Origin of the sequence: Nisaea acidiphila, from assembly GCF_024662015.1 — a bacterium.
Lineage (GTDB): Bacteria > Pseudomonadota > Alphaproteobacteria > Thalassobaculales > Thalassobaculaceae > Nisaea > Nisaea acidiphila.
Genome location: NZ_CP102480.1, coordinates 2,014,827 through 2,035,136, shown reverse-complemented (window position 1 = coordinate 2,035,136; position 20,310 = coordinate 2,014,827). Strand labels below are relative to the sequence as shown.

General features: G+C 64.0%; 22 protein-coding genes. 13 read left to right on the top strand and 9 right to left on the bottom strand.

What is annotated here, in order from left to right:
- Positions 1–67 precede the first annotated feature (67 nt).
- Genes NUH88_RS09395 through NUH88_RS09375 form a run of 5 tightly spaced genes read left to right on the top strand, consistent with a single transcriptional unit; the run spans position 68 to position 5,453 of the window.
- A complete protein-coding gene (locus tag NUH88_RS09395; RefSeq protein ID WP_257771647.1) occupies positions 68–511 on the top strand; it encodes a MaoC family dehydratase in 444 nt (147 codons plus the stop codon).
- A gap of 12 nt (positions 512–523) precedes the next feature.
- Positions 524–1,456, top strand: coding sequence for a bifunctional riboflavin kinase/FAD synthetase (locus NUH88_RS09390; RefSeq protein ID WP_257771646.1), 933 nt, complete (start codon positions 524–526; stop codon positions 1,454–1,456).
- A gap of 40 nt (positions 1,457–1,496) precedes the next feature.
- A complete protein-coding gene (gene ileS, locus NUH88_RS09385) occupies positions 1,497–4,304 on the top strand; it encodes an isoleucine--tRNA ligase (protein ID WP_257771644.1) in 2,808 nt (935 codons plus the stop codon).
- Positions 4,305–4,308: 4 nt separating this feature from the next.
- Positions 4,309–4,827, top strand: a complete 519-nt coding sequence (lspA, locus tag NUH88_RS09380) for a signal peptidase II (protein ID WP_257771643.1) — start codon at positions 4,309–4,311, stop codon at positions 4,825–4,827.
- A 32-nt stretch (positions 4,828–4,859) separates the two neighbouring features.
- Positions 4,860–5,453: a DUF3035 domain-containing protein gene (locus tag NUH88_RS09375; protein ID WP_257771641.1), complete on the top strand. Its 594-nt coding sequence runs from the start codon at positions 4,860–4,862 to the stop codon at positions 5,451–5,453.
- Positions 5,454–5,491: 38 nt separating this feature from the next.
- On the opposite strand, the gene NUH88_RS09370 is transcribed toward NUH88_RS09375, so the two are convergent.
- A complete protein-coding gene (locus NUH88_RS09370) occupies positions 5,492–6,358 on the bottom strand; it encodes an ABC transporter substrate-binding protein (RefSeq protein ID WP_257771639.1) in 867 nt (288 codons plus the stop codon).
- 466 nt (positions 6,359–6,824) lie between these two features.
- Between NUH88_RS09370 and NUH88_RS09365 the strand changes: the two genes are divergently transcribed.
- The 5 genes from NUH88_RS09365 (at position 6,825) to NUH88_RS09345 (ending at position 13,454) form a co-directional block, all read left to right on the top strand.
- Entirely contained in the window at positions 6,825–8,183 is a 1,359-nt protein-coding gene (locus tag NUH88_RS09365; RefSeq protein ID WP_257771637.1) for a M16 family metallopeptidase, read from the top strand.
- Between the two features lie 10 nt (positions 8,184–8,193).
- Positions 8,194–9,546: a M16 family metallopeptidase gene (locus NUH88_RS09360; protein WP_257771636.1), complete on the top strand. Its 1,353-nt coding sequence runs from the start codon at positions 8,194–8,196 to the stop codon at positions 9,544–9,546.
- 85 nt (positions 9,547–9,631) lie between these two features.
- A complete protein-coding gene (locus tag NUH88_RS09355; protein WP_257771635.1) occupies positions 9,632–10,960 on the top strand; it encodes a phosphoglucose isomerase-related protein in 1,329 nt (442 codons plus the stop codon).
- Positions 10,957–12,822: a DNA mismatch repair endonuclease MutL gene (gene mutL / locus NUH88_RS09350; RefSeq protein ID WP_257771634.1), complete on the top strand. Its 1,866-nt coding sequence runs from the start codon at positions 10,957–10,959 to the stop codon at positions 12,820–12,822. The genes NUH88_RS09355 and mutL overlap by 4 nt, the downstream gene beginning before the upstream one ends.
- A gap of 2 nt (positions 12,823–12,824) precedes the next feature.
- Positions 12,825–13,454 (top strand): GNAT family N-acetyltransferase, encoded by a 630-nt coding sequence (locus NUH88_RS09345; RefSeq protein ID WP_257771633.1) that lies wholly within the window; start codon positions 12,825–12,827, stop codon positions 13,452–13,454.
- 9 nt (positions 13,455–13,463) lie between these two features.
- Here the strand turns inward: NUH88_RS09345 and NUH88_RS09340 are convergent, their stop codons facing one another.
- The 5 genes from NUH88_RS09340 to NUH88_RS09320 all read right to left on the bottom strand — a co-directional run bounded on the left by NUH88_RS09340 (position 13,464) and on the right by NUH88_RS09320 (position 15,489).
- Positions 13,464–13,892: an Rrf2 family transcriptional regulator gene (locus tag NUH88_RS09340; RefSeq protein ID WP_257771631.1), complete on the bottom strand. Its 429-nt coding sequence runs from the start codon at positions 13,890–13,892 to the stop codon at positions 13,464–13,466.
- Between the two features lie 7 nt (positions 13,893–13,899).
- Positions 13,900–14,199, bottom strand: a complete 300-nt coding sequence (locus tag NUH88_RS09335; RefSeq protein WP_257771629.1) for a TehB family protein — start codon at positions 14,197–14,199, stop codon at positions 13,900–13,902.
- Positions 14,200–14,324: 125 nt separating this feature from the next.
- Entirely contained in the window at positions 14,325–14,549 is a 225-nt protein-coding gene (locus tag NUH88_RS09330) for a hypothetical protein (RefSeq protein ID WP_257771627.1), read from the bottom strand.
- Positions 14,546–15,001 (bottom strand): group III truncated hemoglobin, encoded by a 456-nt coding sequence (locus NUH88_RS09325; protein WP_257771626.1) that lies wholly within the window; start codon positions 14,999–15,001, stop codon positions 14,546–14,548. Before NUH88_RS09325 ends, NUH88_RS09330 begins: the two co-directional genes overlap by 4 nt.
- A 98-nt stretch (positions 15,002–15,099) precedes the next feature.
- Positions 15,100–15,489, bottom strand: coding sequence for a metallopeptidase family protein (locus NUH88_RS09320; protein ID WP_308220093.1), 390 nt, complete (start codon positions 15,487–15,489; stop codon positions 15,100–15,102).
- 75 nt (positions 15,490–15,564) lie between these two features.
- Between NUH88_RS09320 and NUH88_RS09315 the strand changes: the two genes are divergently transcribed.
- Complete coding sequence (locus NUH88_RS09315; RefSeq protein ID WP_257771624.1) at positions 15,565–15,873, top strand: 4a-hydroxytetrahydrobiopterin dehydratase; 309 nt, start codon at positions 15,565–15,567, stop codon at positions 15,871–15,873.
- A gap of 6 nt (positions 15,874–15,879) precedes the next feature.
- Here NUH88_RS09315 and nudC read toward each other — a convergent pair whose 3' ends face one another.
- The 3 genes from nudC to NUH88_RS09300 form a co-directional block, all read right to left on the bottom strand.
- Positions 15,880–16,833 carry an NAD(+) diphosphatase gene (gene nudC, locus NUH88_RS09310; protein ID WP_257771623.1) on the bottom strand — a complete coding sequence of 318 codons (954 nt, stop codon included), beginning with the start codon at positions 16,831–16,833 and terminating at the stop codon, positions 15,880–15,882.
- 93 nt (positions 16,834–16,926) lie between these two features.
- Positions 16,927–17,454, bottom strand: coding sequence for a DUF2059 domain-containing protein (locus NUH88_RS09305; RefSeq protein ID WP_257771622.1), 528 nt, complete (start codon positions 17,452–17,454; stop codon positions 16,927–16,929).
- Between the two features lie 62 nt (positions 17,455–17,516).
- On the bottom strand, positions 17,517–18,308 hold the full coding sequence (locus tag NUH88_RS09300; protein WP_257771620.1) for a phosphodiesterase: 792 nt from the start codon (positions 18,306–18,308) through the stop codon (positions 17,517–17,519).
- Between the two features lie 197 nt (positions 18,309–18,505).
- On the opposite strand from NUH88_RS09300, the gene NUH88_RS09295 reads away from it, so the two are divergent.
- Positions 18,506–19,108 (top strand): superoxide dismutase, encoded by a 603-nt coding sequence (locus tag NUH88_RS09295; RefSeq protein ID WP_257771619.1) that lies wholly within the window; start codon positions 18,506–18,508, stop codon positions 19,106–19,108.
- Positions 19,109–19,238: 130 nt separating this feature from the next.
- Positions 19,239–20,303: a 2OG-Fe(II) oxygenase family protein gene (locus NUH88_RS09290; RefSeq protein WP_257771618.1), complete on the top strand. Its 1,065-nt coding sequence runs from the start codon at positions 19,239–19,241 to the stop codon at positions 20,301–20,303.
- Positions 20,304–20,310 lie beyond the last annotated feature (7 nt).

Below are 20,310 nucleotides of genomic sequence, written 5' to 3'. Positions count from 1 at the left end.
TTGTTGCACTGCACAATCGAATATTGGAGCCGAGATGTCCCCAGATGGAGGATTGACGTCTCCGGTTGTGTCTCACGCACCGGAGAAAATCGGACGCTACTATCTGGAGGATCTCGCCCCGGGCATGCGCGCGGAGTTCTCCCGGAAAGTGACAGGGCCGATGGTCGACGAATTCGCCGATGTGTCCGGCGACCGCAACCCCCTGCATTTCGACGAGGACTATGCGCGCGGAACCATTTTCCGCGAGCGGATTGTTCACGGAATGCTGTCCGCAGGGTTCTTTTCCACCCTGTTCGGTACGGTGATGCCGGGGCAGGGCAGTATTTATCTGAAGCAGAACCTCAAATTCACCGCCCCGGTCCGTTACGGCGATCTCGTCAAGGCGGTGGTGGAAGTGCTTGAGATCCAGGAAGAGAAAAGCCGGGTCCATTTCGCCACCCGCTGCCTTGTGAACGAGCAGTTGGTGATCGACGGCGACGCATTGATCATGGTACCCAGCCGTCCGCAATAGGATGGCTGGAACATGCGGATAATTCGAAGTCTCGAGGAGGTGACCTCGGACGACCGCGGCGCTATTGCCGCTGTCGGCAATTTTGACGGGGTTCACCTTGGCCACAGGGCGGTGATCGGGCAGGCTTTGCACGCGGCGCAGCTCGCCGGTGCGCCGGCGTCGGTACTGACCTTCGAGCCCCATCCGCGCATGCTGTTCCAGCCCGACGCGGCGGTTTTCCGGCTGACGACCGCGGCGCTGCGTGCCGAGGCGATCGCCGGTCTCGGCATCAACATCCTGTTCGAGCTCGGCTTTGACACGGAATTCTCGCATCTCTCCGCCGAGGACTTCATTACCGGGATCCTGCATCGAGGGCTCGGCCTCCGACATGTTATCATCGGGCACGATTTCTTCTTCGGGCACCGCCGCCGCGGGACACCCGAGATGCTTCAGGAATTCGGCATAAGGCTGGGGTTCGGCGTCTCGGTCATCGATGCGGTGACCGAGCGGGACGGCGCGGTCTATTCCTCGAGCCGGGTGCGCCAGTGCCTGCAGGAAGGCGATCCGCGCGGCGCCGCCGCGCTGCTCGGCCGCCCCTGGGAAGTCGAGGCCGAGGTAGTGCATGGTGACCGGCGCGGCCGTACCATCGGCTTTCCGACCGCGAACCTTCAGCTTGAGCATGTCCTGCATCCGGCCCACGGGGTCTATGCGGTGCGCGCACGCGATACTGCAAGCGGCACATGGTGGAACGGGGTCGCGAATTTCGGGCGCCGACCGACCGTGAACGACAGGGGGCCGCTGCTGGAGGTCAATCTGTTCGATGTGGCGCCGGATCTTTACGGGCGGAAACTCCGCGTGCAATTCATTGACTTTATCCGCCCGGAAATGAAATTTAGCGGCCTCGACGAATTGAAGGCGCAAATCGCGCGCGACGTGGAAGTCGCGCGGGAGAAACTGTCCGACTGAGAGGACGCGGGCCGGAGTGGCCCGCCAAGAGAGAAAACCGATGAGCGTGGACTATAAGACGACCGTCTTTCTGCCGAAGACCGATTTCCCGATGCGCGGCAATCTGCCGACCCGCGAGCCAGAGATTCTGGCGCACTGGGAGAAGATTGGTCTGCGCAAGAAACTGCGCGAAAGCCGCGCCGGCGCCGAGAAGTTCATCCTCCACGACGGCCCGCCCTACGCCAACGGCAACCTGCATATGGGCCATGCGCTCAACAAGGTGCTGAAGGACGTCATCAACCGCTCGCAGCAGATGCTCGGCAAGGACGCCAACTACGTCCCCGGCTGGGACTGCCACGGCCTGCCGATCGAGTGGAAGATCGAGGAACAGTACCGCGAGAAGGGTCTCGACAAGGACAATGTCCCGGTCATCGAGTTCCGGCGGGAATGCCGGGAGTTCGCCCAGAAATGGGTCGACATCCAGACCGAGGAGTTCAAGCGTCTCGGGGTCTCGGGCAACTGGGAAGATCCGTATCTTACGATGACCTTCCCGGCGGAGGCCCAGATCGCCCGCGAAATCGGCAAGTTCGTGATGAATGGCGGTCTCTACAAGGGCGCCAAGCCGGTCATGTGGTCGGTGGTCGAAAAGACCGCGCTCGCCGATGCCGAGGTCGAGTACCACGACCACAAGTCGACCACGATCCATGTCCGTTTCAAGGTGGTCGAGGCGAAACATCCGGCGCTGGAAGGCGCGTCCGTGGTGATCTGGACGACCACCCCCTGGACCATGGCGGGCAACCGTGCGGTCGCTGGCGGCGAGGAGTTCGAATATGTCGTGATCGAGGTGACCGATGTCGCCGAGAACAGCCTCGCCCAGGTCGGCGAGAAGCTGGTCGTTGCCGCCGATCTGCTCGACTCGGTCAAGCAGGCGGGCAAGATCGAGGCGGTGAAGGAACTGGCACGGGTCACGGGCGCCGAGATCGCCGGCTCGATCCTCGCGCATCCGCTGCGCGGACAGGGCTATGATTACGACGTGCCGCTGTTGCTCGGCGATTTCGTCACCACCGAGGCCGGTACCGGATTCGTGCATATCGCGCCGGGTCACGGCGCGGACGACTTCGTGCTCGGCCAGGCGAACGGCCTCGAGATCCCGCAGACGGTGGGCGACGACGGGGTGTTCTACGATCACGTCCCGCTCTTCGCCGGCATGCATGTGCTGGAGGACAATCTGAAGATCTCCGCCATCATCCGCGATGCCGGCGGGTTGCTTGCGCGGGGCAGCATCACCCACTCCTATCCGCATTCCTGGCGCTCCAAGGCGCCGCTGATCTTCCGCAATACGCCGCAATGGTTCATCTCCATGGAGACGAACGATCTCCGGCTGAACGCGCTGAAGGCGATCGACGAGACCCGGTTTGTGCCGCAGGCGGGGCAAACGCGCCTGCGCTCGATGATCGAGCAGCGGCCGGACTGGTGCATCAGCCGCCAGCGCGCCTGGGGCGTGCCGATCCCTGTCTTCGTCGAGAAGAAGACAGGCGAGATGCTGCGCGACCAGGAAGTTATCGATCGGATCGGAAACATCTTCGAGGAGGAAGGCTCGGACGCCTGGTTCACCAGCGATCCGTCCCGTTTCCTCGGCAATAAGTACAACGCCGACGATTACGAGCAGAACAAGGACATCGTCGAGGTCTGGTTCGAGAGCGGCTCGACCCATTCCTTCGTGCTTGAGGCGCGCCCGGAACTGAAATGGCCGGCCGATCTCTATCTCGAGGGCTCCGACCAGCACCGCGGCTGGTTCCATTCCTCGCTGCTGGAAAGCTGCGGTACGCGCGGCCGCGCGCCCTATGACGCGGTGCTGACGCACGGCTTCGTGCTCGACGAAAACGGTCGCAAGATGTCTAAATCGCTCGGCAATATCACCGCGCCGCAGGACATCATCGACCAGAGCGGCGCCGACATCCTGCGCCTCTGGGTGGTGAACTCGGACTATTCCGAGGATCTGCGCGTCGGCAAGGAGATCCTCAAGCATCAGGCCGACCAGTATCGCCGCCTGCGCAATACGTTGCGCTACCTGCTTGGCAATCTCGACGGTTTCACGGAGGCGGAGCGTCTGCCGGTCGCCGAGATGCCGGAACTGGAACGCTGGGTGCTGCACCGGCTCTGGGAGCTGGATGCGATGATCCGCGACCGGGTCGGCGCGTTCGACTTCCATACGCTCTTCACCCAGCTGCACAATTTCTGCGCCGTCGATCTCTCGGCCTTCTATTTCGACATCCGCAAGGACAGCTTCTATTGCGACCGGCCGGACTCGGTCCGCCGCCGCGCCGCGCGGACCGTGCTGGACGAGATCTTCAACCGGCTGACCGCTTGGCTTGCCCCGGTGCTCTGCTTCACCGCGGAAGAGGCCTGGACGACGCGCGGGACCGGTCCGGAAGAGTCGGTTCATCTGCGGACCTTCCCGGAAACTCCGGTGGAATGGCGCGACGAGGCCGTCGCCGCGCGCTGGGCCGAGATCCGCGATGTGCGCCGGGTCGTCACCGGCGCGCTGGAGATCGAGCGCAACCAGAAGCGTATCGGCTCCTCGCTGCAGGCAGCCCCGAAGGTCTATGTCGGCGAGGCGGCTCTAAAGGCGTTCGACGGTCTGGATGCCGCCGAACTTTTCATTACCTCCGATGCGGAGCTGATCGTCGGCGAAGCGCCCGCGGATGCCTTCCGCCTCGACGATGTCGACGGTGTCGGGGTGGTTCCCGCGCTGGCCGAAGGCGGCAAGTGCGAGCGCTGCTGGAAGGTGCTGCCGGAAGTGCAGGACCCCCCGGTCTGCGGGCGCTGCGCCGATGCGGTGGGCTCTCTCGACACCGCTGCCGAATAGTCCGGTGACGGAGTCCGCGAAACACAGTCTGAAGCTCGGCGGGGTACTTGCCCTGATCGTGATCGTCCTCGATCAGGTCACCAAGCTCTGGGCGCTTTCCACCCTGTTCCTCGACGGACGTGTCGTCGAGGTCACGCCGTTCTTCAATCTGGTGGCGGTCTGGAACCGGGGCGTGAGCTTTGGCCTGCTGGCGAGCGACGATCCGATGACTCCTTACTATCTCTCGGCCTTTGCAATCGCGGTGGTCGCCGGTCTCGCGGTCTGGCTGTCCCGTGCGACGAGCCCGCTGATGCGGATTTCCCTGGGGCTGATTATCGGGGGGGCGCTCGGCAATGTGATCGACCGGATACGCTACAACGCGGTCGTCGATTTTATCGACTGGCATATCGCGGGCTATCATTGGCCCGCTTTCAATATCGCCGATAGTGCGATATCCATCGGCGTGGTGTTTCTGTTATTTGACAGCTTTCTGGGTGACTCGCAGAGGTCCGATCCCCAAATATCGAAAGGGCCCGGCGCGTGACGCGGAAGACGAGGAACCGGAGTGAGATTGGTATGATGAGGCTCGGCAGGGTTGCAGGACTTGCCCTTTGCGTCGGTGCGCTCGGGTTGCAGGCTTGCAGCGATATCAGCTCGGCGCTCGGCAACAAGAAACAGTCCCCGGACGAATTCGCCGTCGTGGCCCGGCCGCCGCTCAGCCTGCCGCCGAATTTCGCTCTGCGTCCGCCGACTCCGGGCGAGCCGCGCCCGCAGGAGCGCGATGTGACGAAATCCGCCGAACGCCTTGTGCTTGGCGCGGGGGCCCAGAGCACGGTCTCGGGGCGCGCCGGCTCCGTGCCGTCTTCCGCTCCGAGCACCCCGGTTTCCAGAGAAACGCCTGGCGAATCGAAAATGCGTCAGTTGCTGCGGACCGCGGAGGCGGAGCCGGGTATCCGGAATACCGTCAATCAGGAGACCAAGAACTTCGTCTATGACGAACAGTACCTGATCGACAATCTGCTGTTCTGGAAAGAGGAGGCGCCCAAAGGCGTCGTTGTCGACGCCAAGGCGGAGCAGAAACGCCTGCAGGAAAACGCCGCGCTCGGAAATGCCCCGACGACCGGCGAGACGCCGACGATCGAGCGCAAGCGCAAAGGTCTCTTCAACTAGACCTCGGGCTGGTTTGCGGCCTGCCCGCGCCTCCCGCTTTACCTAGACCGTCCGCTTCCAGAGCGGGTTCCGGGCGCCAGGATTTCTCCGAGCTGCGCGTCCGTCAGCTCGACATGATAATATTGGCGGTAGAAATCCCGGGCTTCCGGTTCCAGTTCGTCGTCGAAACGGTCGGGATACAGCACGGCAAGAAGCCATCTCAGGCCGATCAGCCTGTTCGCGGAATGGGGATGGTCGAACCAGCCGAAAGGCAGCGCGGGCGATAGATAGACCCGGCCCGTCTTAACCGCCCTCATTCCGGACCACCGCTCGTCGTCCCAGACCCGGTCATAGAAGCCAGGATCGTTTGTCAGAACCACGTCGGGGTCCCATGCAGCGACCTGATCGAGGGATACCGGCGCCACACCCGTGCCGCTCTCGACATCCTCGGCGACATTCACGGCAGCCGCGTATTTGAGCAGCTCGACATGGAGCGAGTCTTTACCGCCGGTCTGCAGACCGTCCGCGCCGCGCGCGTAGTACACTTTGGGCGCAGTCTCGGTAATGGAGAGTGTCTGCCGGATCGCGGCGAGGTCCGCAAGGAGGAGGGCGGCTTTGCGTGCTCTCGTCTCGGCTTCTAGGGGCCGCCCGATCAGGCTGCCCGCGATGCGGAAAGCGTCCGGAATGCCTTCGAGGCTCGAGTCAATCAGTGCATAGGGGATCCTGGTCTGCTGCTGGACCTGATCCGCGAGGGTCACGTGATGAGGTTCGATCAGGCCATAATCGAGGATGATCTGAGGGTTGCTGTCGAGTGCGGCTTTCAGGTCACCGCCATTGGCCAAGCGCTCGAAGTCTGGCATCTCGGTGAAGGCTGTCGGCACAAGATCGCGCGTGCCGGATTCTGCAGAAGCGTTCCATCCGCTCATAAGATCCGGCGCGAGCATATAAAGGAATATACCGGCCTCCGGGCCGGCGGGGTGGATCTGCGTAATCCTGGACGGACGCGGCATCGCCCGTCCGGCGGAATCCGTCAGCAACTGCGCCTTAGAGGCGGTTGCGGGGAGCCACAACGCAACCATAGCGCAGAAACAGACCAAATATTTCCGAGCGGACGCGACCGCGAGCATCAGACCCTCCATTGGCCCCTATTCTCGTGTCGCCCGGGCGAGGCGCCGTCCGCTCGGTTCTTGCCTTAAGTGCATCCGCGGAACCAGTCGCAGGCTCTTTCGAGGCCGCGTCATAGCATCGTACACGCAATCGATTCTCTGGCAAGGAACTCGGCTGTCAGGCGACTGCAACCGGCGCGTCGGCCTTGTTCCTGCCGCAAACCTGTCCATATCTCGAAGGATCGGAGGCCGGGTTTCCGGCCATGCCATTTTTGGAGATTGCCCCGTGATACGCCCGGCATTCGGGCGAGGCCCGGTCCCGATCCTCGCCGCCTTCTGTTTCCTGATCGCCGCCGGCGTTGCCGATGCAGATGCTAAGGTCTACGAGCCCGAAAGCATCATGCTGGACAATGGTATGCAGGTGGTGGCGATCACTGACCAGCGGGTACCGGTGGTGACCCACATGGTCTGGTACAGGGTCGGCGGGGCCGATGAGGCGCCGGGTGAGACGGGCCTTGCGCATTTTCTCGAGCATCTGTTGTTCAAAGGCACCGACAAGGTGCCGTCGGGCGCCTTCTCCCGTGCCGTCTCGCGTAATGGCGGGCAGGACAACGCTTTCACCGGCTACGACTACACCGCCTATTTCCAGACCATCGCCTCGGACAAGTTGCCGATGGTGATGGAGATGGAAGCAGACCGGATGGTCAATCTGACGCTGGATCCGGACGAGGTCGCGGCGGAGCGGCAGGTGGTGCTGGAGGAGCGGCGCTCGCGGGTGGACAATAGCCCAGCGGCCCTCCTGGGAGAGCGTACAGACGCGGCGCTCTACCTCAATTATCCCTACCGACGGCCGCTGATCGGCTGGGCGCACGAGATCGAGGCGCTGACCCGGGAGAACGCGCTCGCCTTCTATCGCAAATGGTACGCTCCGAATAACGCGATCCTGGTCGTCGCGGGGGATATCACCATGGAGCGGCTGAAACCGCTCGCGGAGAAGTACTATGGCGCGATTCCCGCCCGTTCGGTTCCGGAGCGTATTCGTCCGGCGGAACCCGAACAGATCAGCGCCCGCCGTGTGGAATTGACCCATCCGCTCGCCGGTCAGGTGAGCTGGGCCCGGCGCTGGCTTGCGCCGAGCCGGTTCTGGGGCGAGAGCCGGCATGTCATGCCGCTTTCCGTACTCGCGGAGGTCATTGGCGGCGGTTCCACCAGCAGGCTCTACAAAGAACTGGTGATTGAGCAAAAGGTGGCGCTTTCGGTCGGCGCATTCTATGGCGGTGGAACCATCGGTCCGGCGACGTTCGGGTTCTATGGCCAGCCCGCGGACGGCCACACGGTTCAGGATCTGGAGAGGGCAGTCGAGAGCGAGCTTGAGGCGATCCTGCGTGACGGCGTCGATCCGGCGGAGGTCGCTCGCGCGGTGAAGGCGATGGAGGCGAGCGCGGTCTACGCGCGGGACAGCGTGACGGCGCCTGCCCATTCCGTCGGTCGGTCGCTCGCCGTCGGCCGCACAATCGACGAGATCGAAAGCTGGCCCGAGGAGGTCGGTGCGGTCACCGTCGAACAGGTGATGGAGGCGGCGCGTGCGGTGCTGAGAAAGCCGGGCCATGTCACCAGCGTCCTGCGGCCGAAACCCGCAAGCTGAGGAAAGCATCATGACCACCATTTTCTTGCGGGCGGTAAGCATCGCGCTCGGCGTCTTTCTGATCCTCGGGCGTCCCGGCGGCGCCGAGGCGATCGAGATCCAGCGGGTCGTCAGCCCCGGCGGTATTGAGGCTTGGCTGGTCGAGGATCACAAGAACCCGATCATCACCTTCTCTGTCTCCTTCGAGGGCGGTGCAGCGGTTGAGCCCGAGGGTAAGGAAGGCTTGGCGAATATGGTCGCGGCCCTGCTCGACGAGGGCGCGGGCCCATATGACAGCGAGGCCTTCCGGAGACGTCTGGAGGACCGGGTCATCGGGCTCGGCTTCAATGCCGGGCGCGACGGGTTCGGCGCGCGTCTGCGCACCCTGACAGAGTATTCCGACGAGGCATTCGACCTGCTCCGCCTCGCCATGACCGAACCGCGCTTCGATACCGAACCAGTCGAACGCATTCGCGCCCAAATCGTCTCCGGCCTCAAGCGGAGCGCCACGCGGCCGCAGACCATCGCGTCGAGAACCTGGTGGCAGGCGGCTTTCCCGGATCATCCCTATGGCCGGCCCAGCGCTGGCACTGTCGAGAGTATCGGCCGGATCACGGTTGCGGACATGAAAGCCTTTGCAGACAAGGTGCTCACCCGCGACGCGATGGAAGTCGGCGTGGTCGGCGATATCGACCCGGAGCGTCTCGGTGTCCTTCTGGACCGGACCTTCGGGGCCCTGCCCGACACGCCCGCACCGGAAGCGCCGGACGCGGCGACGCTGAGCGCAGTCGGCGAGACCTTCGTGATCGAGGAGCCGGTGCCGCAATCCGTCGTCGTTTTCGGACACCGGGGCATTCCGCGCGACGACCCGGATCGCTTCGCCGCCGCGATCCTGATGGAGATCATGGCCGGCGGATTCGGTTCGCGCCTGACCGAGGAGATCCGCGAGAAGCGCGGCCTGACCTACGGCATCTATGCCTACAGCCTGCCGCTCAACGGAGCGCAGATGATCATGGGCGGGGTCTCGACGCGCAACGATAAGGTTGCCGAGACGGTGCGGCTAGTGCGCGAGATCTGGGCCGGGATGGCGGAGGACGGGCCGACCGAGGCGGAGGTCCGGGACGCCAAGACATATATCAACGGTTCCTTCCCGATGCAGCTCACCAGCTCAGCGCCAATCGCCGGGATGCTGGTCTCGATGCAGCGGAACAAGCGGCCGATCGATTATCTCGACCGCCGTCCGGAGCGGATCGATTCGGTCACCATGGAGGATCTGAAGCGGGTTGCGAAAAGGCTCTTCCTTGCGGATGAGCTGACCTTCGTCGTGGTCGGTCAGCCGAAGGACTTGAAGCCCACGGCGCCGGTACCGGAGCCGCGCTCCTGAGGGAGACGGCGAACAGCGCCCGCCCGTTAGAATCTGGCGTTCGCGGAGTGGTCCCTTCCCGCCGGCCATGCTAGATTCGCCTATCATGCAAGCGTTTCAGTTGGCGGCCGGGCCGCTCCGGCACGATCTCTCCGCGACATTCGAGGACAAACTCGGGGACGGAGGCCTTTCGGGGGCCGCCTTCGCTGCGCTTTCGGGCGCTGCCGGAGCCTCTCTCGAAGGGCTTCGCCGAAAAAAGGAGAATGGCGAACTTCCGCTGCTTTCCCTGCCTTGGCGCATGGAGGACCTGGAACTCGCCGAAACGCTTTCGGACGATATCCGACGCCGCGCGGCGGACGTAATCGTGCTCGGGATCGGGGGATCCAGTCTCGGCGGGGCAACGATCTGCCGATTGGCGGAGAAAGGCACGGCGTTCTCGCCTTCTGCGCCGCGGCTGCATTTTCTCGACAATATCGATCCGGCAACCTTCACCGCGATCTTCCAGCGGGTGGAGCTCGAACGGACTGTGGTCATTACGATCTCGAAGTCCGGCGGCACGGCGGAAACGCTCTGCCAGACCTTGATCCTGCACGATGCGTTCAAGCAGGCGGGACTCGATCCGGCGCGGCACTTCATCGCTGTCACGGAACCGGGCGCGCGGCCGCTCAGGCAGTTCGCGGAGGCGGTCGGCTGTCCCTGCCTCGACCACGATCCGGATATCGGCGGGCGCTATTCCGGGCTGACGCTCAACGGTCTGCTGCCGGCAATGATCGTCGGGCTCGACGCGAAAGCGATCCGGCGCGGCGCGGCTGCGGTGACCGGGGCGGCGCTGGACGCAAGCAGTCCGGAGGAGAGCGCACCGGCGGCCGGCGCGATGGTGAATATCGGCCTGCAGCGCGAGCGCGGGATTACCCAGAGCGTGCTGATGCCATATAGCGACCGGCTGGACCGGATCGGCGACTGGTACACCCAGCTCTGGGCGGAGAGCCTCGGCAAGGGCGGGAACGGGACGACTCCCATCGGTGCCCTCGGAGCGGTCGACCAGCACAGCGCCCTGCAGCTTTTCCTCGACGGACCGCGGGACAAGCTGGTCACCATCGTGCAGAGCGATGTTGCCGATACCGGCGGCCGGGTGGGTGGCAACGCGACGGAACTGATGGGCGAGGGGCTGTCCTATCTCGAAGGCCGCACCATGGGCGACCTGCTTGACGCGGAGCAGCGGGCGACGGCGGAAACGCTGATCGCGAACGGCCGCCCCACACGCATCATCCGCGCCTCCGCCGTGGACGAGGAAAGCGTCGGCGCGCTGATGATGCATTTCTTCCTGGAGACCATGGTCGCCGCCGACTTGCTCGAGGTCGACGCTTTCAACCAGCCGGCGGTGGAAGAGGGCAAGGTGCTGGCGCGGCGCTATCTCGCGGAGATGGCCGGGTGAGCGCGGTCGCGGAACGGGTCGACGAGCGCATCGGGCGGATCCGCCGCCTTCCTGACGGGCTGGTCAACAGGATCGCCGCCGGCGAGGTGGTCGAGCGGCCGGCGAGCGCGGTGAAGGAACTGGTCGAGAACGCGCTCGACGCCGAGGCGACCCGGATCGACATCGTTATGCGCGACGGGGGCCGGACGGCGATCAGCGTCGTGGACAACGGCGTCGGCATGAGCCGGGAGGAACTGGAGGTCGCGGTCGAGCGGCACGCCACCTCCAAGCTGAAAGGCGAGGATCTCACCCATATCACCAGCCTCGGGTTCCGCGGCGAGGCCCTGCCCTCAATCGGTGCTGTGAGCCGGATGACGATCACCACGCGTTCGGCCGCGGCAGGTCCGGAGGAAAGCGCCTGGAGCCTCGATATCGAAGGCGGCAGGGTCGGTGCGGCGGAACCCGCGGCGCTCGGTCAGGGAACGCGCATCGAGGTGCGCGATCTCTTCTACGCCACACCGGCGCGGCTCAAGTTCCTGAAGGCGGCGCGCACGGAATACAGCCACGCCGTCGATGTGATCGAGCGGCTGGCGATGGCGCATCCCCATGTCGCCTTTACCCTCGGCGACGGCAATCGGACGAGCGTGCGGCTCAACGAAGTGTCCGGCGACCTCTTCGAGGCCCGCTTGGCGCGGCTCGGCGCGGTCATGGGGCGCGATTTCGAGGACAATGCGCTGCCGATCGAAGCGGAGCGAGAGGGCATCCGGCTTTCGGGCTATGCCGGTCTGCCGACGATCAACAAGCGCACGACGAGCCACCAGTTCCTCTTCGTCAACGGCCGGCCGGTGCGGGACAAGCTGCTCTACGGCGCGGTGCGCGGCGCCTATATGGATTTCATATCGCATGACCGGCATCCGATGCTGGCGCTCTTTCTCGAGGTGCCGCCGGAAGCGGTGGATGTGAACGTGCATCCGGCCAAAACCGAGGTGCGGTTCCGCGAGCCGGGTCTCGTGCGCGGGCTCATTGTCGGCGCGCTGAAACATGCGCTGACCGCCGCCGGTCACCGGGCCTCGACGACGGTCTCCAATGCCGCGCTCGGCGCGCTCGGGCGCTCGACGGATTTTGGAACCGGCGCCGCGCCCCGCTACCAGTGGCAACCGCCGTCCTATGCGCAGCCGCAGGTCCCGCGCGATGCGGCTGCCGCCGCGATGGCGTTCCAGGCGCCGATCGGCGGCATGATGGAAGATGTCGCGCCGCAGGCCCGGGCCGAGGCGCCGCTGCCGGAAAGCGCGGCCCTGCAGAGCCATCCGCTCGGCGCGGCCCGGGCGCAGCTGCATGAGAATTACATCGTCGCCCAGACCGGCGAGGGCATCGTGCTGGTCGACCAGCACGCGGCGCATGAGCGGCTGGTTTACGAGCGCATGAAGAAGGCGCTGGAGGCGGACGGCATCAAGCGGCAGATGCTGCTGATCCCGGAAGTGGTCGAGCTGGACGAGGGCGCGGTTGACCGTCTCGGCGCCAGGGCGGAGGAATTCGCCGAACTCGGCCTCATGCTGGAGCCGTTCGGCGCCGGCGCGGTGGTGGTGCGGGAGGTGCCTGCCCTGATGGGCGAGGCGGACGTGCAGGGGCTGGTGCGCGATCTCGCCGAGGAACTGACGGAGTTCGGCGAGGCGATGGCCCTGAAGGACCGGCTCGCGCATATCTGCGGCACGATCGCCTGTCACGGTTCGGTCCGGTCCGGCCGAAGGCTGACGGTCGAGGAGATGAACGCGCTGCTGCGCGAGATGGAGGCGACGCCCCATTCCGGCCAGTGCAATCACGGCCGCCCGACCTATGTCTCGCTCTCCCTGAACGATATCGAAAAACTCTTCGGCCGGCGCTGAACATGTCTGTTCGCCTCAGAACCTACCGGAAGGGCGACCTTCCGGCGCTCTATCATGTCTCGGTGATGACCGGCCACGGCGGAGGGGATGCGCGGCATCTCTACCGGGACCCGGATCTCATCGGCCATGTCTATGTCGGCCCCTACGCCAACTTGCTGCCGGAGCTATGCATCGTCGCGGAGGACGAGGAGGGCGTTGCCGGGTATGTGGTCGGAGCCGTTGACACACGGGCCTTCGAAGTCCGGCAGGAGGCCGAATGGTGGCCGGAACTGCGCAAGCGCTATCCGGATCCCGGCCGAGATGTGGATCCCGGATGGGATGCGGATACGAAACGGGCGCACCGCATCCATCATCCGGCGGGCGTCATTCCCGACGCCGTCGTGGCCGGTCATCCCGGGCATCTGCATATGAACCTCTTGCCGCGCCTGCAGCGCCGCGGGATCGGCACGCGGCTGCTTGAGGCCTGGTATTCCCGGGCGAGGGCGGCCGGTGCCTCCTCGGTTCATGTCGGGGTCAATCCCGGTAACGCGGGCGGTCTCGCGTTCTGGCAGCGCGCGGGCTTCCGGCCGATTGCGCTTCCGCCTGAACAGGAAACCGGACGGGCGGTATGGCTCGGCCGCGAACTGGACTGACGCAGGGCGTCAGGCCAGCATCAGGCGCAGGGGTTCGTTGGCCCGCACCAAATCCTCGAGCGTACAGGCATCGAGTTCCGCCAAAAACGCTTCCACAGCGCGGTTCAGGACGCCTTTCAGGCGGCAGGCGGGCGTGATCAGGCACTCGCCGCGGCCAGCCTGGAAACATTCGACCACGGCAAAGTCGTTCTCCATCCGCCGCACCACGTCTCCGACCCGGATTTCGCCTGCCGGCCGGGCAAGACGAAGTCCACCGGAGCGGCCGCGCACGGCCTGGATGAAGCCTTCATGGCTCATCGCATTCGCGAGTTTCATCAGATGTGTTTTGGAGACGGAAAACCGGTCCGCAGCCTCCCGAATGGTTATTAGCCGATCCGGATTGACCGCCAGATGCATCAGCAGGCGCAGGGCATAGTCGGTCTGGACATTGAGCCGCATGACACCGTTACTCCCGGTAGAACTCGACAAGAAAAACTACGGGCCCGTCCACCGCGACACGATGGGGGCGCTCCGGCGCGATGACCTCGACCTCTCCGGCGGCGAGGCGGTCCGTATATTCCGCCGGTCCGGGCTCGATGAAGGTAAGCGCACCCTCCTCCACCACGAGGCGGCCCCAGACCCCCGGCTTGGTGCGGTGCAGCCCGGTCAGTTTGGCCGGCACAGTGACCTCGGTGAAGCGCGGCGAGCTGCTGTAATGCTGGGCACCTGGCGGCAATGCCGGGCGGGCGCCCGTTCCGGTGCTCATCGGAGCCCGCAGGCAAGCGCGATCCCGGCCCAGAGATAGAGCGGGAACGGGGCAGCGATCCAGAGCAGCAGGGCCGGTCCGAAGCGGCGCCAGAAGGGGAGGCGATTTTTCATTGTCCGTTCCTTTCAGCCGACCGCGTCGAAGAGGGTCAGCAGGACGAGGAACCCGATCCAGGCGAAGAAGGCGGAGCGGGCGGCGACGGTGAGCGCGCTTCCGGTCTCGTCGAGGAAGGAGGCGCGGCCGAGACGGCGATCCTCCCGGCTGCCGGTTTCGAGCGCCGTCAGATAGATCAGGAAAAAGCCGGCAGCGCCGGCAAGCGCGAGCATGGTGACGGTTTTCAGGAGGATCATTGCGGCTCTCCCCTGTCGCCGCGCAGCTCCGGAACGCCGAACATGGCGAGCTGCAGGCTGGTGGCGATCCGCTGGGCGCGTTCCATGAAATAGGCGACCGCGCCGGGGGTTGGCGCCGTGTCCTCCAGGGTCGCCTGGAAGAGGGCGAGCCAGCGTTCGAAATGGGCGCTGCGCACTTCCTTCAGCGCCAGATGGGCGGGGACGGGCTTGCCGGAATATTGCCCGCTGTTAAGGGCGACCGAGCCCCAGAAGCTCTTCATTCGGGCGAGATGCGGGCTCCAGTCGGAAATCCGGCGGGCGAAGACCGGGCCCAAAACCTCGTCCTGGCGGATCCGCCGGTAGAAGACCTCGACCAGCAGGTCGATATAGGCCTCGTTCACGCCGAGTGCCTCGGCCTGCGCACGGATCTCCGCCCGTCTCCCGGGCGCACTGCGTATGGCTTCGGTATTCATGCGAGGTCTCCCTTCGCTTAAAGGTGAATATAAAATATATCTTTTAGAAGGCAACACAAGGAGGTCTGTGTGCCTGCGACAATCCGCCCGGTGAAAGGTCAGTCTGCGCCGGCTTCGATCGCTTCCATGTCGGCGTCGGAGAACCCGAAATGATGGCCGATTTCGTGCACCAGGACATGGCGCACGATGGACTGCAGGTCCTCGCCGGTTTCGCACCAGTAATCGAGGATCGGTCGGCGGTAGAGGAAGATCCGGTTGAGGTCGGAGGGGCTGGCCATGGTCGAGGCCTCGCCGAACGGCACGCCGGCATAGAGGCCGAGGATTTCGAACGGGCTCTCGGCACCGAGCTCGTCCAGAACGTCCTCTTCCGCGAACTCCGTGACCAGGAAGGTGACGTCGCCGGTTTGCACCCGCAGACCGTCCGGGATCGTCGCGAACGCCTCGCGGGCGAGCCGTTCGATATCGTCCAGCGTCGGCGGTTCGGTCATCGGAGCCATGCCATGGCTATAACCGGCGCGCGGGAAATGCGCTAGCATGGAAGCGTAACGTTGGGGGACGCCGACATGATGGAGAAACTCACCGGCCCGGATCGGGACCGGGCTCTCGCTGGCCTGCCCGACTGGAGCCTTGCTGAGGGCCGGGACGCGATCACGCGGAAATACCGTTTCGCCGATTTCAAAACGGCCTTCGCCTTCATGACGGCGGTCGCGGAAATCGCCGATGAGATGGATCACCATCCCGAATGGTTCAATGTCTACAACCGGATCGACGTGACCCTCAGCACCCATGATGCGGGTGGGCTGACGATGCTCGACATAGATCTCGCGGTGCAGATGGACGAGTTGGCGGCCGGGGAACCGGAAACGGCCTGACCGGCGTCAGACCTCGCCCGCGAGCCAGTCCTCGATTAATCGCCGGGCGATGGAGTCCTTGCTTGGCAGGCCCTTGCCGAGCGCGCGGAAATTCAGGAGCTCCTCCCGGCTGAACCATTGCGCGTCCTCGAGCTCGTCGTCGCGCCGGAAGATCTCGCTCGTCTTCGCCTCGGCATGGAAACCGAGCATGATCGAGGCCGGGAAGGGCCAGGGCTGGGACGAGTGGTAGCGCACATCGCGCACCTCGACGCCGGTCTCCTCGTAGACCTCGCGCGCGACCGCTTCCTCCAGGGTCTCGCCCGGCTCGACGAAGCCCGCGAGCGTCGAGTACCGCCCTTCCGGCCAGACCGCCTGGCGGCCGAGCAGGGCTTTCTCTCCGGCCGCGTCATGCACCAGCATGATCACCGCGGGGTCGGTGCGCGGAAAAGTCGGCGCGCGGCAGCTCTCGTTGCTGCAATTGCGCTGGTGACCGCCTTTCGAAATTCGGGTCGAGGCGCCGCAGACGCCGCAGTAGCGATGCCTCTGGTGCCAGTGCATCAGGCCGCGGGCATAGGCGAGGATCGAGCCGTCGAACCGTTCCAGCACCGGTCCGACCTGCCGCAGGTCCATGAACTCGCCGGCGCCGCTGACCAGGTCCGCCGCCTCTTTCTCTTCGAGCGCGGAGAGGTCGACCGCGACATGCGCTTCGCCGTCCTTGTTGCCGAGGAAGATCACGGTCTCCGAACGCTCGACGAGGACTGTGAACTCCCGCGCGCTCAGCAGCGAGGCCGCGGGGGATTCGCTGTCCGCGCCGGCCACGAGAGAGCGGCTGCGCCAGACCGGGACCAGACGGGTGCTCTCTTCGCCCACGAGGCGTTCGAGCCAGCCCTCCTCCTCGCGGAGATGGGCGCTGCGGTCGAGGCCGCTGAAGCCGTAGATATTCGGCTTGCGGCGAGTGAGATCGAGGGGATATCGGGACATCATGGCGCCGGAGTTTACACCCTCCGGCGCCAGCGGCAATCACGGCTTGGCAGCGAGGCGATCGCGCCTGTTCGAGAATACGGTTTGCCCGTCCTACTTTTGCTTGACCTTGTACCCCATGGCCTCAAGACGTTCCACGATCCTTGGCATGGCGTCCTGCATGACGTCTTTCGAGAGAGTCTGACCGATTTGCACAGCGTCCTGCATGAGCAGAGGCATCACCTTGAGCGATTTCTTTCCGGTGGGTGTTCTGTAGAAAACCCGAAGATCATCGATCTCGTCCGCCTCGAAATAGCGGTCGTAGATCAGAACGTACTGATCGATCAGGCCGGACTGCGCTTTCTCAACCGAAAAAAGCGTCTCTTCCACCACCACGTCGAGAGCTTCGTCCGTGATGTTCGGTACGGCTTTCTTGAATACGGGTTTTATGCCGTTGATCAGCTGCTTTCCTATCTCCGCTCCAAGCTTGAGTGCGTCTGTTTCGACAAGGAGAGCCTCGATCGCAGCGCGCTTTTCCGCGCCCGGTTCTGCCTCTGCTCTGTGGGAGAGCAGCGTACTGCAGAGGAGGGAGAAGCAGATCAGAAGACTTGTCGCGAGGAAGCGCTTGCAAATTGTGGCCATGTGCCATGTCCTGGAAATTATTGGTATCGAAGGTTCGTGGCGAAAGTCTCCTCTGAGATCGCCTATTCGCTCGCATGTACGCATTCGAAGGTTCCGACGGGGACCTGATGGACGGCGAGCCCCGTCTCTTCCTGCCAGTGCAGCAGTTGGACCTGCGGCGGTTCCATATAGACCTTGAAGCCCGGTTCGTGCGCGAGGTTCAGGCCGACCTGATGCGCGGTCGAGGAGCAGATATTCGCGGTCGTACCGGCCCAGCGGCGATGCACCGAGCGGTGGAAGTGACCGGACAGAACGATCTCGACATTGTCGAACTGCTCGATCACGGCAGCGATGCTGTCGCCGTCGCGGCAGCCGATCTCGTCCATCTTGGTGCCGGTAATGAAAGGAGGGTGGTGCAGCATCACGATCGTCGGGCGCCCCTCTGTCCCATGGAGGGCGTTCTCCAGCCAGACGCGGCGTTCCGGCTCCACGACACCGAAGACCTCTCCCTCGACCAGAGTGTCGAGAGCGACGAGGGATAGAGGACCGATCTCGGCGACGTAATCGAGATGCCCGTCGGCGGGCAGGTAACCGTCAGCGGCAAAGGCGGAGCGCATGTTCTCCCGGGCATCGTGGTTTCCCGGTATGACATAGGTCGGAAGGCCGAGCCGGCCGACGATGTCCCGAAAAACCCGGTACGAGCCCGAGGTCCCGTCGTCCGAAACGTCGCCTGCGACAAGCAGGGCATCGGGTCTCGGCGTCAAACCCGACAATGTTTCGACCGCGGCCTCCAGAAACGCCTTCGTGTCGATATTGTCGTAGGCCGGGAGCCCGCCATCCATCAGATGCGTGTCGGTTATCTCGGCAAGCAGCATTCCCGGTATCCCCCGATTTTTGACCCTATTGCATGGGTCCGTCCCCTGTTTGTCCAGTTTTCTTCCCTTTGCATTTCGGCGAATGTGAATTAAGTCACGTTCACGAGGGATCTGGCGCACATCGGCGAAAAATTAACGGCTTTCACCTTTGGCCTGCCGGATCCCGGCGGAATCACATTCGAGAACAGGAGAGCGAAATGGCCCTCGAACTGCCTGCCCTTCCCTACGATTACGAAGCGCTTCAGCCGTACATGTCGAAGGAAACGCTTGAGTTTCACCACGACAAGCATCACCAGGCCTATGTGACCAACGGCAATAAGCTGCTGGAAGGCACCGGTCTCGAGGACAAGTCCCTCGAGGAGATCGTGCAGACCGCCTACAAGGAAAAGATGGCCGGTCTGTTCAACAATGCCAGCCAGCATTGGAACCATGTGCAGTTCTGGCAGATGATGAAGAAGGATGGCGGCGGCGCCATTCCGGGCGAGCTGGAAAAGAAGATCATCGAGGATCTGGGTTCGGTCGCCGACTTCCAGGCCGCCTTTATCGAGGCCGGCGTTACCCAGTTCGGCTCCGGCTGGTGCTGGCTCGCGATGGGCAGCGACGGCAAGCTGAAAGTCACCAAGACGCCGAACGGTGAAAGCCCGATGGCCTATGGCGAGACCGCGCTGCTTGGTTGCGACGTGTGGGAGCATTCCTACTACATCGATTACCGCAACCGTCGCCCGGACTATGTGAAGGCCTTCATCGAGAACATGGTGAACTGGGAATATGTCGCGGAGCTCTTCGCCAAGGCGAGCTGAGCGATCTGACATAACAAGACTTCTTGCACGGGCCCGCTTCTGGCGGGCCCGTTTGCGTTCCGGAACACTCTTGCTTTCCATATTTGAATGGGCACATTTACGGGCACCGTGGATACCGAGAGGATGGGTCATGGCACTTGCGTCGGCAGTCTTGAGCCGAAACCTTGAACAGGGCGATATCGCCCCGCCGGTCGCCTTACCGAGGCTTGGCGGCGGCGAATTCAATCTCATCGACGACTCGGTGGCGGGTGACTTCAACGTTTTCGTGCTGCTGGGCCACGATCCGGAAGCCAACAGTGCGGCGGCCGCAGAATTCGTCGCGGCGAAGGAGCGGCTGGAGAAGCACGGGGCTCGCGCATACTTCGTCGCGGCCGGAAAGAAACCGCCTAAGCTGGAAGCGGATGCCGGTTCGGTCTTGCTCGATCCCGAAGGCAAGGCATTTGCGGCCTTTGGGCAGCAGGCGCCCTTCGGCCGTCCGATTAGCGCAGGCCCAAAGACGGTTCTTGTCTCACCGAACCGTCATGTTCTGCGTTTGCTCAATGCGGACAGGCCTGGCCATGCCGGGATCGTTTTGGACGTGCTCGCCGCGCAGTCGGCTTTGCGCGCTGAACAGCCCTACCGCATGCATCCGCCGGTTCTGCTCGTCCCGGATGTCTTCAGCCCGGCGGACTGCACCCATTTGATGAGCGTCTATGCCATGCAGGGTCAGGAATTCGTCGAGCCGGGGCACAACAAACTTCAGAACCGGACAACCGACTGCAAGATGCGGATTCCGGACTATGGCCGCGGCGACCGGATCGATCATTGGGTCATCAATCCCGAAACCCAGAACTATATCGACGAGCGGATTTCAAAACGGCTGCTGCCGGAGATCCACAAGGCCTTCCATTACAAGGTGACCAAGCACGAACGCTATCGGATCGCCTGTTACGAAGGTGAGCGCGGTGGAAAAGCACACGGTCACCGGGACAATTCCAGCCCGCAATCGGCCTATCGCCGGTTCGCGGTGACGATCAATCTGAACTCTGATCAGTATGAGGGCGGCGAGATTTGGTTCCCGGAATTCAGCGAGCAGTCCTACAAACCCCCGGCAGGCGCCGCGATCGTGTTCTCGTGCTCTCTGCTGCACGAGGTTCTGCACATGCGCAAAGGACGCCGGTTCGCTCTTCTGGGCTTTTTGTTCGGCGAGATCTGAGAGCTCT